Here is a 15,993-nt window from a genome sequence, read left to right as displayed (position 1 = left end):
CATCCTCCAGGGGCTGCGCCCCTTCGCCCCCCAGCCGTCCGCCCGGTGGGGCTTCTCGCGCAGTTCCCCGCGCCCCTTCAGGGGCGCGCAGCCCCTGGGGATGGCGTCGTGGTCCGGGACGTCGGTCTGTTCGCGGCCGGCTCTCCGGAGTCACCCTTCCGAAATCACGGCTCCGAAGTCTCGGATTCGAGGGCGGCGCGGGTGACCTCGCCGTACACGCCCGACTCGTCCTCCAGCAGGACGCGGGTCAGCTGGTAGCCACGGACCGCGCTCTCGACCTCGCGGTCGTAGTCGCCGTCCGCGTCGCCGTTGTAGAGGCCGGCCTGGCGGAGCCGGAGCTGGAGTTCGGTGACCTCCGCGCCCCGGTCGCCGAGCCCGAGGACGGGCGGCGGCCCGTCGGGGGCCGTCGGCGCGGGGGCCGCCGTCACGGTGGCGTCGCTGCCGGAGGGGACCCTGGTCGGGGCGGCCGACGCGGTGGGAGTGGTCCGGGTCGGGGTCGGGGTGGCCTCCGGCGAGGCGCTCGCGGTGCCGGACGGGGACGCCGTGGAGCCCGTGGGGGACGGGGTCGCCGACCGCGACTCCTCCTGGGCGCCCGCCGCCTCGGGAAGGCCGCCCCTGATGTCGTCGGTGCCGGAGCCGTCGCGCGAGGGAGCCTCGTACGAGAAGAGGCCTCCGATGATCCCGCCCGTCACCAGGACGGCGACCGCGGCGGCGCCCACTCCCGCGGCCAGCGCGACCCTGCGCCGCCGCCGACCACCCGGGGCGCGCCCGTCCGAGAGCTGTGCGTCATCCGAAGTGAACGCGTCGCCTGCATCCGGCTCCCCCGCCCCGTCCCGTTCATCGGCCAGGCCCCGCTCGTCGGCCACGTCCCCCTCATCGGCCGGGCCCCGCTCGTCGGCCGGCGCCTCGGCCCCCTCCGCAGCCCCACGCGGCCCGCCCTCCACGTGCGGTGTGCCGTGCGGCTCGCCGTCGTCTCCGACCTGGACGAACGGGCGTATGCGTACCGGGTCGAAGTCCTCCGCGGCCTCGGCCTGTGCCGCCCGGACGTCCCGGTGAGCCTCCGACGCGAGGCGGCCGCAGGAACAGGCCGGGGTGCCGTCCGCCGCCCGGGGCGTCGCGCATCGCGGGCAGACGCGGGCTGTCGGTTCACTCACGCGCGGTCTCTCTTCGAACGGGGTTTCAGAATTTAAACAGATCTTCTCCACGGAATCGCCAAGACTTGCTTGAAACCCGAACCAGAGCGGAAGGCTGACTCAAGTCCCGCCACAGAACGGCGCGTTCACGCTCATGAGGACTTCATGCGTCGGGTCTGGTGCACGACCCGGTCCTCGGTGTGTCATGCCTCTGACATCAAACACGCCGCGCCCGGTGTGCCCGGAGTGGAAGGAACCCCGTGAGTCAGAGCCGTCCCCGCCCCCGTCCCCGTTCCCGCCCGCGTGTCCGCGCCCGCGCCCTCGGCGCGGTCGCCGCGCTGGCGCTCGGCGTGCACGTCGTGTTCCCGGGCCCCGCCGCCGCGGCCGTCCCCACGTACTCGGTGTACCTGCAGAACTCCGTCACCGGCCTCAACGCGGCGGACAGCGGCGGTACGGTCGCCGCGCACAACCCCAAGGGCAACGAGGACCACCAGCAGTGGACGCCCGTCGCGGTCTCCGGTGGCCACCAGCTGCGCAGTGCCGACCAGTCGGGGATCTGCCTGGGCCGCGGCGGCACCTCCGCGGTGACCGCGTCCTGCGGCGCGGACGGCACCACGTGGACGGTCACCGAGGCCGGGAACAGCACGTACACCATCGGCGTGCCGGGGACCTCGCAGTACCTGACGGGTACGTCCTCCGACGCCTCCCTCGTGCAGCTCGGATCCAGCGGCTCCTACGCCCGCTGGCACCTCACCCCGGTCTCCTACGCGACATCGGCCATGCCCTCCGCCGACACCCGCACCCTCGACCAGGTCTCCTTCCTCACCTCGCACAACGCCTACGCCAACGGCGTCGACGGAGACTTCGCGTCGTTCCCCGTCAGCCTCTTCCCCAACCAGGCGCGCGGCGTGAGCCAGCAACTCACCGACGGGGTACGGGGGTTCATGCTGGACGCCTACACCGTGTCGGGGCAGGCGAGGCTCTGCCACAACAGCTGTGACGGGGTGAGCAGTCCGGTCCCGCTCGCGACCGACCTCCAGCGGATGGTCACCTTCCTCAAGGCCAACCCGGGTCAGTTCGTCACCGTGTTCCTGGAGGACTACACCTCCTCCGACGTGCTCAAGTCGTCGCTGGCGAGCGTGAGCGGCCTGTCCGACGTGCTGTACCGCCCGGACCAGGAGGGTGTGGCGACGAGCGGCTGGCCGAGGATGGCGGACCTCGCGGCCCGGGGGAAGCAGCTGCTGATCTTCAGCGACCGCACCCGCGCGAGCGACACCTCCGCCGGGTACGTCACCCGTGACACCTTCGGCGTGATGTACCAGCGCGAGTGGACCGTCGAGAACTACTGGTCCATGGGCGGCGGCCTCGGCGGCTCCGACTGGTCCTGCTACAGCCGCTGGGGCACGGCCAGACCGCTCACCACGGAGTCGTCCGCCTTCCGTCCGCTGTTCGTGATGAACCACTTCCGCGACTACACGATCAGCGGCACGGCGGAGACGGACAACGCCAAACTGGGCAACCGGGCGCAGAACTTCTGCACCCCGGCCGCACGCAAGAAGCCCAACTACCTCGCCGTGGACCGCTACGAGCTGGGCTCACCGTCACCGCTCACGACCGTCGGGGACCTCAACACGTACGTCCTCACGGCCGGCCAGTAGCCGCCGCCCCGCGAGACGGCCCGGCAGACGACCCGGCAGACGGCCGGTCAGGCGGTCCGGCAGGCGGCGGCCCGCCGGACCGCCCTCCGGCGGGCGTCGCCGGGTCAGCCGCGCGCCCACCCTGCGGGGCGCCGAGCGCATGTCCCGCAGGACGGGCAGATGGTTCCGGGAGAGCTTCGCGCGCTCGCCGCCGCCCGCGATCAGGGCGTTGACCGACGCCATCGGGTCGGCGCCGGCCGTCCGCGCCACCAGCGCCCCGACCACCAGCGGCAGCAGCACCACCGCGAGGGCCGAACCGGTGGCGGTGGCCGTGGCGGTGACCTGGCGGAGGGGCCGCGGGCGCGAGGTGTGCGTGTCCATGACGACAGTGCATCACCGGGCCGGGACGCCGGGCATCCGACCACGTACTCAGTCGCCCGTCCGAGGTACTCAGGGCGCCCGGTACCGCCCTGTCGCCGGGCCGCGGCGGCATGAAACACCGCTGGAGGGCCGCGCGGGTGCGCGACGGCCCTCCAGCGGTCTACCGGTCTAGCGGTTCAGCCGGTCAGGACTTCTTGAGCTTGTACGCCTTCTTCACGGTCAGTTCGAAGGTCGACGCCCGGTCGGCGCCCTTGACCCTGAGGCTGACATATCCGTGCCCGTTGCGGTCGATGTGCTCGGCGGGCAGCGTGGCGAGCGCCGGATGCGTGATCAGCGCCCGGTTCTCGGCCACCGGTACCCGCCGCCAGGTCGCACCGCCGTCGAAGGACGCCTCGACGGTCAGCGCACGCACCTTGCCGCGCGCCTGGTCCCCCGTCCGCCGGATCGTGAACGGCACGGCCACCGTACGGCCGTCCGCCGCCCGCGACCACAGGTCGACCGGCGGCGCGAAGCTCACCCCGGTCAGGGGCAGCGCGGCCGTCCGTCCGTCGGCGACCCGCCCCGACCGGAACGTCCACACCCCGTCGACCTCGGTGCTCACGTTGTTCCACTGGGAGCGGTCGGCGTGGGCCCTGAGCGTGTACGAGCCGGTGTCCGTCGGCACGTCCCAGGCGGCGAGCGCGGTGTCGCGCGGGAACTCCTCGGCGCCGTCCCGGCTCTTGGCGAGCTGCTCGCCGTCACGGCTGAGGGTGTAGGTGTAGTCGGCGTAGAGGTCGTCGCTGGTGAACAGGTGCCGCGGGTCCGAGTCGCCGCCCAGCGGCAGGTCCACGGTGACGGTGTCGCCGGTCCGGGTGAGCTGCCGGCCGTCGGCCGCGAGCGCGGGGGCGCCCGCCGGACGGTTCCAGTGCTCGGCGCGGGGACCGGGCCGGAAGACCTGGGGCTCGGTGAACAGCGCACGGTGTTCGAGCGGGTCGAGGCCGTCCGCGTTCTGCCAGCTCCACCGCAGTTCCTGCGCCCAGGCGATGTCCTTCGACGCGGTGAAGAACTCGGTTCGGGTGCCCGGCGAGGGAACGTTGACGCGGCGTCCGCCGGCCGGGACGCCCCGCACGGTCGCGGTGGCCAGCTTCGCCTTCAGCGGGAAGGGCCGGTCGAAGGCCCCGGACTGCTCGGCCGCGGTGTAACGCGCCTCCGTACGGGCGAGCCGGGCGTCCCGGACCCGTCCGGTGAGGTCGGCGGGGATACGGCCCTCACGGAAGGCGGCGAGGTGGTACACCGGCCCGGTGGCCGTGGGGTAGGAGTAGCCGCCGTCGTCGGGGGCGCCGTCGGGCACCTTGCCGTACACATAGCCCTCGGCGAGATCCTCGCGGAAGTACGCCGTGTACCGGGCGTCCCCGGCGCGGGTGGTGGACGGGGCCACCCAGTAGTCCGGCGCCCGGTGCCTGAACTCCACGTCGGTGTGGAGCGCGAGCGGGGTCCGTGCCCCGGCGGGCGTCTCGCCCTGCCGCTGGGCGACCCCGACCTGGCGGTAGATGTTCTCCGCCTCGTCGTTGTCGACCCGGTGGGCGAGCCTGCGCGCCGCCGTGCCGCCCAGGGTCAGTTCGGTCGCCCTGTCGACCCGGACGCGCGGCTCACCGGCGAGGACGATGTCGCTGTCGAACCAGTACGAGTCCTCCTCGTGCCGGCCGATGAAGGCGGAGACGCCGTACGTGCCCGCGGGGACCCGGACCGTGATCGTCGAGCCGAGCGTGGCGAGCTGCGGCTCCTCGAACGGCTCCAGGGACCGGTCCAGCGGGAGCAGGTCGACGAGCGAGAAGCCGTCGGCGCCCTCGCCCAGCTGGTCGCGGAGGTGGAGGGTGAGGTCGTAGCTCTCGGGTTCGAGACTGAGGCCGACCGGGACGCGTACCGCCGTGGAGCCGCTCCCGGCGGTCAGCAGGGCGGAGAGGGCGCCGCCCGTGCGGACGCCGTCGTCACGGAACTCGACGGCCACGGAGGCCGTGCCGTGCGCGGGGACGGTCACCTTCTCCTCGGCCAGGGCGAGCAGAGCGGTGGGCAGGTCGCCGCGGGTGGACCGGACGTCGAGGGCGAGGTCCAGGGTGATGTCCTCGTCGGAGGAGTTGGCGAAGGCCACCTTGCGCCGGGTGTCCTCCGCGGAGCGCGGCCAGGCCAGCCGGCCGAAGTCCAGGGCGGACACCGTCGCGGTGACCGGCTGGTCCACGGCACGCTCCGCGTCGACGAGGCCGGAGCCCTGGTCGTACACGCTCTCTCCGGCGCTCGGCCGGGCGCTGGAGACCAGCGCGAGGGCCACCTGTTGGGGCGTCCAGTCGGGGTGGGCCTGCATCACCAGGGCGGCGGCCCCGGCGACGGCGGGCGACGCCATGGACGTACCGGACAGGCGGGTGTAGTCGTCGTCGACCGGGCCCTCGGGGCCGGCCGGGTCGACGTCGCCGATGGGGGTGTCCTTGGCGCGGGCCGCCGTGACGGCGACACCGGGGGCCTTGATGTTGGGCTTGACGCTGTGGTCGCCGAAGAGCGGGCCTCGGCTGGAGAAGCTCGCGACGGCGTCGTCGCCGCCGGCGGCGCCCACGGCCAGGGCACCCTCGGCGGCCGACGGCGGGGAGACCGTGGAGGAGCCGGGGCCGTCGTTGCCGGCCGACACCACGGGCAGCACACCGCGCTCCAGCAGGGCGTCGGTGGCCAGCGACCAGGGGTCGGTGCCGTCGCTCAACGCGGTGGACCCGAGGGACATGTTGACGATGTCGACGCCCTCGTCGGCGGCCCACTCCATGCCGTCGATGATGTGGGAGAGGGAGCCGAGCGGGCCCGACAGCACGCGTGCGCTGAGGATCTCGGCGCCGGGCGCGACCCCGGCGTACCGGCCGCCGGACGCGGCGCCCGTCCCGGCGATGATCCCGGCGACATGGGTGCCGTGGCCGTCCACATCGCTCTTCTCGTCGTCCCAGGTGATGAAGTTCTCTGCCCGGGAGACGCGCTCCTTCAGGTCGGGGTGGGCGGTGCGCACGCCGGTGTCGATGACGGCGACCTTGACGCCGCTGCCGTCGAGGCCGCGCTCCCTGAGGCCCTTCGCGTTGATCTGCCCGACGAGGTCCAAGACCGCGACATCGCCGTCCGGGGTGGTCTCCGGTTCGTCGGCCGCGCTCCCTTCGCCGGTGAGTGCGCCCGTGAGTTCGACGGGCGTGTCCAGCCACACCTTCCGCACGGCGGGCCGGAGTTCGGCGTCCTTGCCCTCCTCGGACGTGGTGAGCGTCCGCCAGAGGGCGCCGCCGTCGTTCTTCGGCAGGGTCACGGCGGTGGCGTCGATCGACTCCAGCGTCACCGTGTTCCCCGGCAGCGCCTCGGCGCGGGTGGCGGCGGGCAGCCGCGGGCCGCGGTGCCGGACGATCAGGGGCAGCCCCCGGTCGTCGCCGGCGGCGGCGTCGTAGCCGAAGCGGTTGAGGGCGGCCAGGTCGAAGAGCTGACCGTCGACCTGGCCGGTGGCGATCAGGGGAGCCACGTCCACCGGGACGACGCCGAGTTCGGAGCCCTGGCCCCGTCGCACGAAGCCGATGTCCTCGCGGCCCCTGCCGGGCTCGATGTCGATGCTGGGCTCGCCCCGTTCGGTACCGACGGTGACGACGTCGCCGGTGACGAGGGTGAAGCGCTTGCCCCTGAGGGACGCGAGTCCGGCCTCCGCCTCGCCGGCGGAGGCCGGTAAGGAGGTGGGCCCGGGGCCGGCGGGGGTGGCCGCCGTGGATGACCCGCTCTGGGTGGTGACGAGCAGTACGGCCGCCAGGGCGCCGCCCGCCCATGCCGGAACACGTGGTCTGGTCACGCGAACTCCGTTCGAAGTGGGGGGTGTTGAAGGAGATGGCGCTGTGAACGAAGGGACGTGAGTCACGGTACCGAACAGATGATCACTTCCTGAAGGGTCAACTCCCTTTGACCGCAAGGGAATCGGGCCGCTCGGCGCACGCATCTTGACGCGTGATTGACAAGAGTGGCATGTTCCCCTGGGAGCGCTCCCATCTCACCAGGGAAGGGAACATCCATGCGCAGCACCCGCCACTCCTCCTCACGGATCCCTCCGCTGCTCGGCCTCCTCCTGGCCGCGCTGCTCCTCCCCTTCGCAACGGCCCTCGCGCCGCCGGCCACCGCGGCGACGGCGCGGGAGACGGCCGCGGACCCCGTGCGCGTCATGCCGCTGGGCGACTCCATCACCGGCTCGCCCGGCTGCTGGAGGGCCGTTCTGTGGAACCGCTTGCAGAACGCCGGCTACACGGACATCGACTTCGTCGGCACCCTGGGCCCCCAGGGCTGCGGACAGCCGCACGACGGCGACAACGAGGGCCACGGCGGTGAACTCGTCACCAACGTGGCCGACCAGAACCTGCTGCCGGGACGACTCGCCGCGACCCTTCCGGACATCGTTGTCATGCACTTCGCCACGAACGACGTCTGGAGCAGCATCTCCCCCGACCGCATCCTCGCCGCCTACACCAAGCTCGTCGGGCAGATGCGGGCCTCCAACCCCGACATGAAGATCCTCGTCGCGCAGATCATCCCCCTGAACCCCGGCAGTTGCACGGGCTGCGCGCAGCGCGCCGTCGACTTCAACGCGCGGATCCCGGCCTGGGCGCAGGCGACGACCACCAGCCGTTCGCCGGTGACCGTGGTCGACCAGTGGACGGGCTTCGACACGGCCGCCGACACCTATGACGGGGTGCACCCGAACGCCGCCGGCGACGACAAGATCGCCGCTCGCTGGTATCCGGCGCTGAGCGCGCTGCTGGAGCCGGGAGACCCGGGCGATCCCGGTGACCCGGGCAACGGTTCGTGCGCGGCGGCCTTCCGCGCCACCAACGTCTGGCAGGGCGGCTACCAGGGCGAGGTGACGGTGACCAACACGTCCGCGTCCGCCGTCCCGGGCTGGACCGCGGCCGTCCGACTGGGCGGCGGGGCCCGGCTGACCCAGGTCTGGAACGGAACGCTGGGCTCGGCGGCCGACGGGACGGCCACCGTCTCCGACGCCGGCTGGAACGGCACGCTCGCTCCGGGCGCCCGCGCCACGTTCGGCTTCATCGCCGAGACACCGTCGACGGCCGGGACGCCGTCGGCGACCGTCACCTGCACGGTGCGGACCGCCGCCGCTCGGTGACGGCCGTACCCGTCGGGCGCCCCTGCGCACGACATGCCCGGCCCCCCACCGCTCTCCCCCCACCCCATCTGGAGCCGCGATGAGATCCCGTACGCCGACCGTCCGCCGTGCGGCCACGGTCGCCGCAGCCCTCCTCGGGCTGCTCCTGCCCCTGTTGATGATGTCCGGCCCATCCGCGCAGGCCGCCCCCGCCGGCTTCCGCGTCGAGAACGGCCGCCTGCTGGAGCGCTCCGGCAACGACTTCGTGATGCGGGGCGTGAACCACGCCCACACCTGGTACCCGAACCAGATCGGCGCACTGGCCCACATCAAGGCCAAGGGTGCCAACACGGTGCGCGTGGTGCTCGCCAGCGGTGACCGCTGGGCCCGGAACGACACCGCCGACGTGGCGAACGTCGTGGCCCAGTGCAAGCGCAACCGGCTCATCTGTGTCCTGGAGGTGCACGACACCACGGGCTACGGCGAACAGAGCGGGGCCGTGACGCTGTCGCGGGCCGCCGACTACTGGATCGGTGTGCAGAGCGCGCTCACCGGCCAGGAGGACCACGTCATCGTCAACATCGGCAACGAGCCGTACGGCAACAACAACTACGCGGGCTGGACCGCCGACACCAAGGCGGCGATCCAGAAGCTGCGCGCCGCCGGATTCCGTCACACCCTCATGGTCGACGCCCCCAACTGGGGCCAGGACTGGGCGTTCACGATGCGCGACAACGCGGCGTCGGTCTTCGCCGCCGACCCGGACGCCAACACGGTCTTCTCCATCCACATGTACGGCGTCTTCGACACGGCGGCCGAGGTGAGCGACTACCTCAACCGGTTCGTCGCCGCGAAACTCCCGCTCGTGATCGGCGAGTTCGGGCACGACCACTCCGACGGCAACCCCGACGAGGACGCCATCCTCGCCGCCGCCCAGCGCCTCGGCCTCGGTTACCTCGGCTGGTCCTGGAGCGGCAACGGCGGCGGCGTCGAGTACCTGGACATGGTCACGGGCTTCGACCCGAACCAGCTGACCGGCTGGGGGCAGCGCCTCTTCAACGGCGCCGACGGCATCGCCGCCACGTCGAAGGAGGCCGCGATCTACTCGGCCTCCGGCGGCGACACCACTCCCCCGACCGCGCCCGGCACCCCGGCCGCCTCCGGGGTGACCTCGTCGTCGGCGACGCTGACCTGGGCCGCCGCCACCGACGCGACCGGCGTCTCCGGCTACGACGTGGTCCGTGTCAACGGCACGTCCGAGTCCGCCGCGACGACCACGACGGGCACCTCCGCCACGCTCACGGGCCTGGCTCCCGCGACGTCGTACACCTTCGCCGTCTACGCCCGTGACGCGGCCGGCAACCGCTCGCCGCGCTCGGGAACGGTGACCCTCACGACGCCCTCCGGCGGTTCCACCGCGGCCTGCGCCGTCGGCTACCGGGTGACGGGCGAGTGGTCCGGCGGCTTCCAGGGCGAGCTCGTCCTCCGCAACACCGGCACCTCGGCGATCAACGGCTGGACCCTCCGCTGGTCCTTCGCCGGCGGTCAGCGCGTCTCCAACCTGTGGGGCGGTACGGCGGCCCAGTCCGGCGCGGACGTGACCGTCGCCGCGGCCACCTACACCGCGAACATCCCCGCGTCGGGTTCGGTGACCCTCGGCTTCACCGCGACCCGTGGCTCCACCAACCCGGCACCGACCGCGTTCACGCTCAACGGGACTGACTGCACGTCGAGTTGACGTGCAGGCAGCATGAAGTGCGTCGGCGTGCCGCCCTCAGCCGGGTGGCGCGCCGGGGCCCGCCCCGCCCTTGAGCCGCTCCAGGTCCGAGGGCCGGACCTGGATGGCCAGGACGGCGATCAGGGCCGCGATCACGGTGAAGATGGCGGCCATCACGAAGGCTGCCGAGACACCCGCGGTGAGCACCTCGTCGGACCAGGGCTTCGGCAACTGCCCGGTCCGCCGGAACTCCAGTCGCTCGGCCGGGGTCGCCTGCGAGAGGAAGTCCGGCACCTGCTTCTCGGCCTCGTTGGTGCTGGCCGTGCCGTACATCGTCACAAGGATGGAGAGACCGAGGGAACCGCCGACCTGCTGGGTGGCGTTGAGGAGCCCGGAGGCGGCGCCGGTCTCCGCCGGGGTGACATCGGAGAGCGCCATCAGGGTCAGCGCCACGAACTCCATGCCCATGCCCAGGCTGAAGACGAGCATCGGGCCGAGCACACTGCCGGCGTAGGTGGAGTCCACGTCGGTCAGGGTCAGCCAGCCCAGGCCGGCCGCCGCGAGGATCGCGCCCACCACCATGAACGGCTTGGGCCCGTACACGGGCAGGAACCGTGAGGTCAGTCCGGCTCCGACCGCGATGACCGCGCTGACCGGCAGGAACGCGAAGCCCGTGGCGAGCGGGCTGAAGTCGAGGACGTTCTGGGTGAAGAGCGTCAGGAAGAAGAACATGCCGAAGATCGCGGCGGCCAGGCACAGCATGATCCCGTAGGTGCCGGCGCGGTTGCGGTCGGCGAACATGTGCAGCGGAGTGATCGGCTGCCGGGACCGCCGTTCCACCAGCACGAACACCACGAGCAGCACGACGGCGCCGGCGAACGACGCCAGGGTCAGCCCGTCCCGCCAGCCCTCCTGCGCGGCCCGGATGAAGCCGTACACCAGAAGCACCATGCCCAGGGTGGAGGTCAGGGCGCCGGTGATGTCGAAGTGGCCGGGGTGGCGTTCGGACTCCTTGATCCAGCGGGGCGTGGCCAGCGCGATCAGCAGTCCGATCGGCACGTTGACGAACAGCACCCACCGCCAGTTCAGCCACTCCACGAGGATGCCGCCCGCGAGCAGCCCGATCGCGCCGCCGCCCGCCGAGACGGCCGCGAACACCCCGAACGCCCTGTTGCGTTCGGGTCCTTCACGGAACGTCGTGCTGATCAGTGCCAGCGAGGTCGGGGACGCGATGGCGCCGCCGACGCCCTGGAGGGCGCGGGCGGCGAGGAGTTGGGCCTCGTTCTGGGCGAGACCGCCGAGCAGGGAGGCCAGCACGAACAGCAGCACGCCGAAGATGAACACCCGCCGCCGGCCCAGGATGTCGCCGGCTCGTCCGCCCAGCAGCAACAGCCCGCCGAAGGTGAGTGTGTAGGCGTTGACCACCCACGCCAGGCTCGTCGTGGAGAAGTCCAGCGACCGCTGGATGTCCGGCAGCGCGATGTTCACGATGGTGATGTCCAGCACCACCATCAACTGGCACGAGGCGATGACGAACAGCGCCATCGCGCTACCGCCACCACCTGATTCCGAGGCGGTGGTCCGCGCTGGGGAGGTCGGCTGCGATTCGCTCATGACGTGTCGCAAAGGCAGGGTGATGTGTCACCGAGGCAGAGTGCGGCGGACGGTCGCGTCCACCGCCGCGTTCACTGTTCGACGGTACGCCGCCACCCGGACCCGCACCACTTGGGCGCGGGAGGCGCGAACGGCGCCCGTCCGGGACCGTCGGGAGGGTGCGCGGGCGCACCCGATCGCGCACCCGATCGAAAAACGGGTGTGCACGGGAGCGGGCTGGCGTTACGATCCCCGCGATGACTACTCATTCCCTCAGCAGAATGGGGGTCCCGTCCGCGCAAGGTGAGTGCTGATGCTCACCGACGTCGCGAACGGGGATCCCCGGCTTTCCTTCTGGTTGCGCGTGCGCGAGTTCGCCGTGCCACCCTCCATGATCGAGGCGGCGGCCGCCCGCCGTGCCGTCGGCGACTGGGCCGGTGCGTGTGCCGCCGCGGCCGTCGACATCGACTTCGACCTGCGTTCCCTGGCCGGCCGTCACGGCTCGGCGCTGGTGTCCCGAGTCCGGGCGGATCTACGGCACTTGGCGCCCGACCTGCTGCGGTGGCACATGCCGCGGATCGCCCCCGACGGGCTGCTGCGCCCGGGCCTGACCCTCACCCTGGCCACCTACGGGGCGGCGGGCGGTGCCGGGGCGGGGCCCGTGCATCTGGTGGCCCGCACTCCCCCGGCCTGGGCGGACGCCGGTCAGCGAATCGGGCTCGCCCTGTGGGAGGGCGCGCGGTCCGGGCCCGACGCCCGTGGCCATCCGCATCCACGGCCCAGCCGTCGCCACCGGTTCGATCTGCACCGCCATCTCTGGGATGCGCGAAGGGCCCCTGAACTGCGGGCCCGTGCGGGAGCGGACCGTCCGGCCGCCGTCGGCACACCACCGCCGCACCCGGACCCGTACTCGCACCCGCACCCGCACCCGCCACTGCCGTCGGCGGCGGCTTCGGACGAGTTGTGGGCGTGGGCGGCGGAGCACGGCCTCGACGTGGAGCGGTGGGCGGCGGAAGCGGCGATCGTGCTGCGTGCCGAAGGGCGGTCCACCGGCTCCGTCCTCGTACGATGCGGCGCCCGACGGCGGCTCCTGCTGGACCTGGGCCCGGACGTCGTCAGGGGCCGGGGCCCGGCCGAGGGCGTCCACCCGTACGCGGACGACGGCACCCGGCCGGCCGCGCCGCGGATCACGGCCGTGCACGGCGACGACGGTGCCCTCGGCGCGCTGCCGGTGCTGCCCGACGCCGCGACCTGGGTGCTGCCGGACCTGGAGCTGATCCGGGCCGGCGTGATCGACGCAGGGCGGCTGCATCCGCTGGTCGCGGCGGTGCTCGTACCGGATCATGTGCCGTCGGCTCCGGCCGAGGCACCGGACCGGGCGGGGCAGCCGCGGATCGTGGAGTGCCGGGGAGAGCGTCATCGGATCGGTCTGGTCGACGGGGTGCTGGTGGCCCTCGACCACGACCCGGCCGAACTCCGGCGCGAGGAACTGCTGGTCGCGCTGACCGGTACCCCGCTCCCCTGTCTGCGGGCCATCGACGAGGCACATCGCCGTCCGGACTGTCTGTCCGGTGTGCGCGAACGCCTGGACCACGGGGACGTGGACGGTGCGCTCGCGGTCGTCGAAGGGCTCCTCGGCCCCGAGGCGGTCCTGCGCGACGGCCCCCTGCGGGACGAGCTGGAGTCCGCCGCACAGCGGCGGATCGCCTACGGCCTCTACCGGGCCGGCCTCGCCGAGCCCCTGCCCGGCCGGGTCCGCTCCAACGTCGGCCGTCGCCCCTCCCGTCAGCGCCGTTTCCGGACGGCGACCTTCTTCTGACCGCGCACCTCGCGCGCGTCCGACCTCAGCCCTCTACACCCCAAGGTGATCACACATGCCCACACACGCTCCTTTCGCCATGCCCTCCGACACTGTCCCGCTCTCCCAACTCGACGTGGCAGCAGATCTGTTGAGCCTGCTGCGGACCACCACCACCGAACCGCGCCCGGACGTCCAGCTGGAGGCGCTGACCCTGGCCGTCGCCGCGGACCTGCCCGTCCTGCTGTGGGGTGAGCCGGGCATCGGCAAGACCGCCGCGCTGACACAGCTCGCGGCCTCCCTGGATCTCCCGCTGACGACCGTGATCGCCAGCGTGCACGAGCCGTCCGACTTCTCGGGCCTGCCGATCGTGGGGGACGATCCCGCCGAGCAGGGCGTCCCCATGGCTCCGCCGGACTGGGCGGTGCGCCTGGTCCGGGCCGGCCGGGGGCTGCTGTTCCTGGACGAGCTGTCGACGGCGCCGCCCGCCGTCCAGGCCGCGCTGCTGCGGCTGGTGCTGGAGCGCCGGATCGGCACGCTCCAACTGCCGCCCGACGTGCGGATCGTGGCCGCCGCCAACCCCAGGTCCTCGGCGGCCGACGGCTGGGAGCTGAGCCCGCCGCTGGCCAACCGGTTCGTCCATCTGCAGTGGACCCACGACCACGAGGTCGTCGTACGGGGCCTCGGGGGAACCTGGCCGCGGGCCACCCTGCCGCGGCTGGCGCCGGAACGGCTGGCGGAGGCGGTGGATTTCGCCCGGCGCGCGGTGTGCACACTGCTGGCCGCGCGCCCCAAGCTGGTGCATCAGCTGCCGAACAGCGAGAGCCGGCGCGGCGGGCCCTGGCCGTCGCCGCGGAGCTGGGAGATGACGCTGCGTCTGATCGCCTTCGCGACCGCCTCCGGTGTCTCGCGCGACGTGCTGTCCCTCCTGGTGAGGGGCACCGTGGGCGACGGGCCGGGGCTGGAGCTGCTGGCCGCCCTGGACCGGCTGGACCTGCCCGATCCCGAGGTGCTGCTCGCCGACCCCCTGGCGGAGGAACTGCCCCAGCGCGGGGATCTGCGCCAGGCGGTGCTCGACGGGGTGGTGGCGGCGGTCCGGTCGCGGCCGGACCGGGCGCGCTGGGACGCGGCATGGGCGGTCCTGGTCCGGGCGCTGGAGACGGGGGCGCCGGATCTGGTGGTCGTCCCCGCGACCACCCTGGCCTCACTGCGCCGCGACGACTGGGACGTCCCGACGGAGATCGAGAACCTCGCCGGGGTCGTCCTGCTCTCCCGGCGGGCGGACGAGGCGGCGGCCCGGGTGAAGGCGGCGACGAAGGTCCGCCGATGAGCACGGCCGACCACGAGGGCACCCTCGACCTCGACAAGCTCTTCACCGCCCGGCTCCAGGCGGCGCGGGCCCGGCCGTATCTGGCGACGGCGCTGTTCGCGCTGCACACCGTCGAGTCCCGGCAGGTGCCCACCATGGGCGTGGACCGGTACTGGCGGTGCTATGTCTCGCCGAGCTTCGTGGACCGTACTCCCGTGGAGGAGCTGGCCTCGGTGTGGGTGCACGAGGTGTCGCATCTCCTGCGGGACCATCACGGGCGCAGCGACCGGGTCGCCAGGGAACGGGACCTGACCGGCCCCGGGGACCGGCTGCGGATGAACATCGCCGCCGACTGCGAGATCAACGACGACGCGTTCGGCGACGGACTGGTCACGCCCGCGGGGGCCGTGCTGCCCTCGTCCCTGAAGCTGCCCACGGGACAGCTGATGGAGGAGTACCTGTGGGAGTTCCGGCTCGGGCCCCGCACCAGCAAGTTGGCGTGGCTGGACTGCGGCAGCGGTGCCGACGGTCTGGTGCGGAAGTGGGAGCTGGGTCCGGACGGGGCGCACGCCCTGAGCGAGCAGGAGCGGGACGCGGTGCGGTTCCGGGTGGCCCAGGGCATCAAGGGCCGTCCGGGTTCCGCGTCCGAGGGCTGGCAGCGCTGGGCGGACGAGGCGTTCCATCCGCCGCAGCCGTGGCGGGAGCTGCTGGGTGCGGCGGTCCGGTCGGCGGCCTCCGCGCCGGGCGCCGGCGAGGACTACAGCTACGGCCGGCCCTCGCGGCGCTCCGCCGGTGTGCCGGGCACGGTGCTGCCGAGCCTGCGGCGCCGCCCGCCCCATGTCTCCGTGATCATCGACACCTCGGGGTCGGTCAGCGACGCGGAGCTGGGCAGCGCGCTGCTGGAGGTCACCGCGATCTCGCGGGCCGTGGGAGGGCGGCGCGACCTGGTCACCGTCGTCCCGTGCGACGCGGCGGCCCGGATCGCCCACCCGCTGTGCCGGGCGGAGGGCATTCCGCTCCTGGGCGGCGGCGGTACGAACCTGCGCGCCGGGTTCACCAAGGCGCTCCGCAGCCACCCGAGGCCCGATGTCGTCGTGGTCCTCACCGACGGCCAGACCCCCTGGCCCGACTCCCGGCCCCCGTGCCGGACGGTGGTCGGCCTGTTCGCCCGGCAGCACGACCACACCACATGGGACGAGGACGACCCCGACTACGTACCGGACTCACCGCCCGACTGGGCCCGTGTGGTCCACATCGGTTAGGCCGGAGACACACCTCGGCGTCGCTCCCGGCC

At 73.1% G+C, this 15,993-nt stretch carries 10 protein-coding genes; 6 read left to right on the top strand and 4 right to left on the bottom strand.

Annotated elements, in window-relative coordinates; all coding sequences use genetic code 11:
* Positions 1-164: 164 nt before the first annotated feature.
* Entirely contained in the window at positions 165-1,154 is a 990-nt protein-coding gene (locus tag HW837_RS49090; RefSeq protein ID WP_193381230.1) for a peptidoglycan-binding domain-containing protein, read from the bottom strand.
* A gap of 239 nt (positions 1,155-1,393) precedes the next feature.
* On the opposite strand from HW837_RS49090, the gene HW837_RS36955 reads away from it, so the two are divergent.
* Positions 1,394-2,791: a phosphoinositide-specific phospholipase C-related protein gene (locus HW837_RS36955; RefSeq protein ID WP_052683053.1), complete on the top strand. Its 1,398-nt coding sequence runs from the start codon at positions 1,394-1,396 to the stop codon at positions 2,789-2,791.
* Here the strand turns inward: HW837_RS36955 and HW837_RS36950 are convergent.
* A complete protein-coding gene (locus tag HW837_RS36950) occupies positions 2,735-3,151 on the bottom strand; it encodes a hypothetical protein (RefSeq protein ID WP_064744303.1) in 417 nt (138 codons plus the stop codon). The genes HW837_RS36955 and HW837_RS36950 overlap by 57 nt on opposite strands.
* A 184-nt stretch (positions 3,152-3,335) precedes the next feature.
* Positions 3,336-6,980 (bottom strand): S8 family serine peptidase, encoded by a 3,645-nt coding sequence (locus HW837_RS36945; protein WP_193381229.1) that lies wholly within the window; start codon positions 6,978-6,980, stop codon positions 3,336-3,338.
* A 216-nt stretch (positions 6,981-7,196) separates the two neighbouring features.
* Here HW837_RS36945 and HW837_RS36940 point away from each other — a divergent pair, with 216 nt between their 5' ends.
* Together HW837_RS36940 and HW837_RS36935 are read left to right on the top strand one after the other, a co-directional pair.
* Entirely contained in the window at positions 7,197-8,303 is a 1,107-nt protein-coding gene (locus HW837_RS36940) for a GDSL-type esterase/lipase family protein (RefSeq protein WP_093792050.1), read from the top strand.
* A 79-nt stretch (positions 8,304-8,382) separates the two neighbouring features.
* Positions 8,383-10,020 carry a cellulase family glycosylhydrolase gene (locus HW837_RS36935; protein ID WP_193381228.1) on the top strand — a complete coding sequence of 546 codons (1,638 nt, stop codon included), beginning with the start codon at positions 8,383-8,385 and terminating at the stop codon, positions 10,018-10,020.
* 36 nt (positions 10,021-10,056) lie between these two features.
* On the opposite strand, the gene HW837_RS36930 is transcribed toward HW837_RS36935, so the two are convergent.
* Entirely contained in the window at positions 10,057-11,544 is a 1,488-nt protein-coding gene (locus tag HW837_RS36930) for an MFS transporter (protein WP_045560486.1), read from the bottom strand.
* A 361-nt stretch (positions 11,545-11,905) separates the two neighbouring features.
* Here HW837_RS36930 and HW837_RS36925 point away from each other — a divergent pair, with 361 nt between their 5' ends.
* The 3 genes from HW837_RS36925 to HW837_RS36915 are packed head-to-tail and all read left to right on the top strand — an operon-like array spanning position 11,906 to position 15,961.
* Positions 11,906-13,411, top strand: a complete 1,506-nt coding sequence (locus HW837_RS36925) for a hypothetical protein (protein WP_193381227.1) — start codon at positions 11,906-11,908, stop codon at positions 13,409-13,411.
* 55 nt (positions 13,412-13,466) lie between these two features.
* A complete protein-coding gene (locus HW837_RS36920) occupies positions 13,467-14,720 on the top strand; it encodes an AAA family ATPase (RefSeq protein WP_193381226.1) in 1,254 nt (417 codons plus the stop codon).
* The gene (locus tag HW837_RS36915; RefSeq protein WP_193381225.1) at positions 14,717-15,961 is read left to right on the top strand and encodes a vWA domain-containing protein; all 1,245 of its coding nucleotides are present in this window, start codon (positions 14,717-14,719) and stop codon (positions 15,959-15,961) included. Before HW837_RS36920 ends, HW837_RS36915 begins: the two co-directional genes overlap by 4 nt.
* Positions 15,962-15,993: the final 32 nt, after the last annotated feature.

This window comes from Streptomyces caniscabiei, from assembly GCF_014930365.1.
Classification (GTDB): domain Bacteria; phylum Actinomycetota; class Actinomycetes; order Streptomycetales; family Streptomycetaceae; genus Streptomyces; species Streptomyces caniscabiei.
Note: the sequence above shows the minus strand (reverse complement) of the source record. Positions and strands in the feature narration are given on the sequence as shown.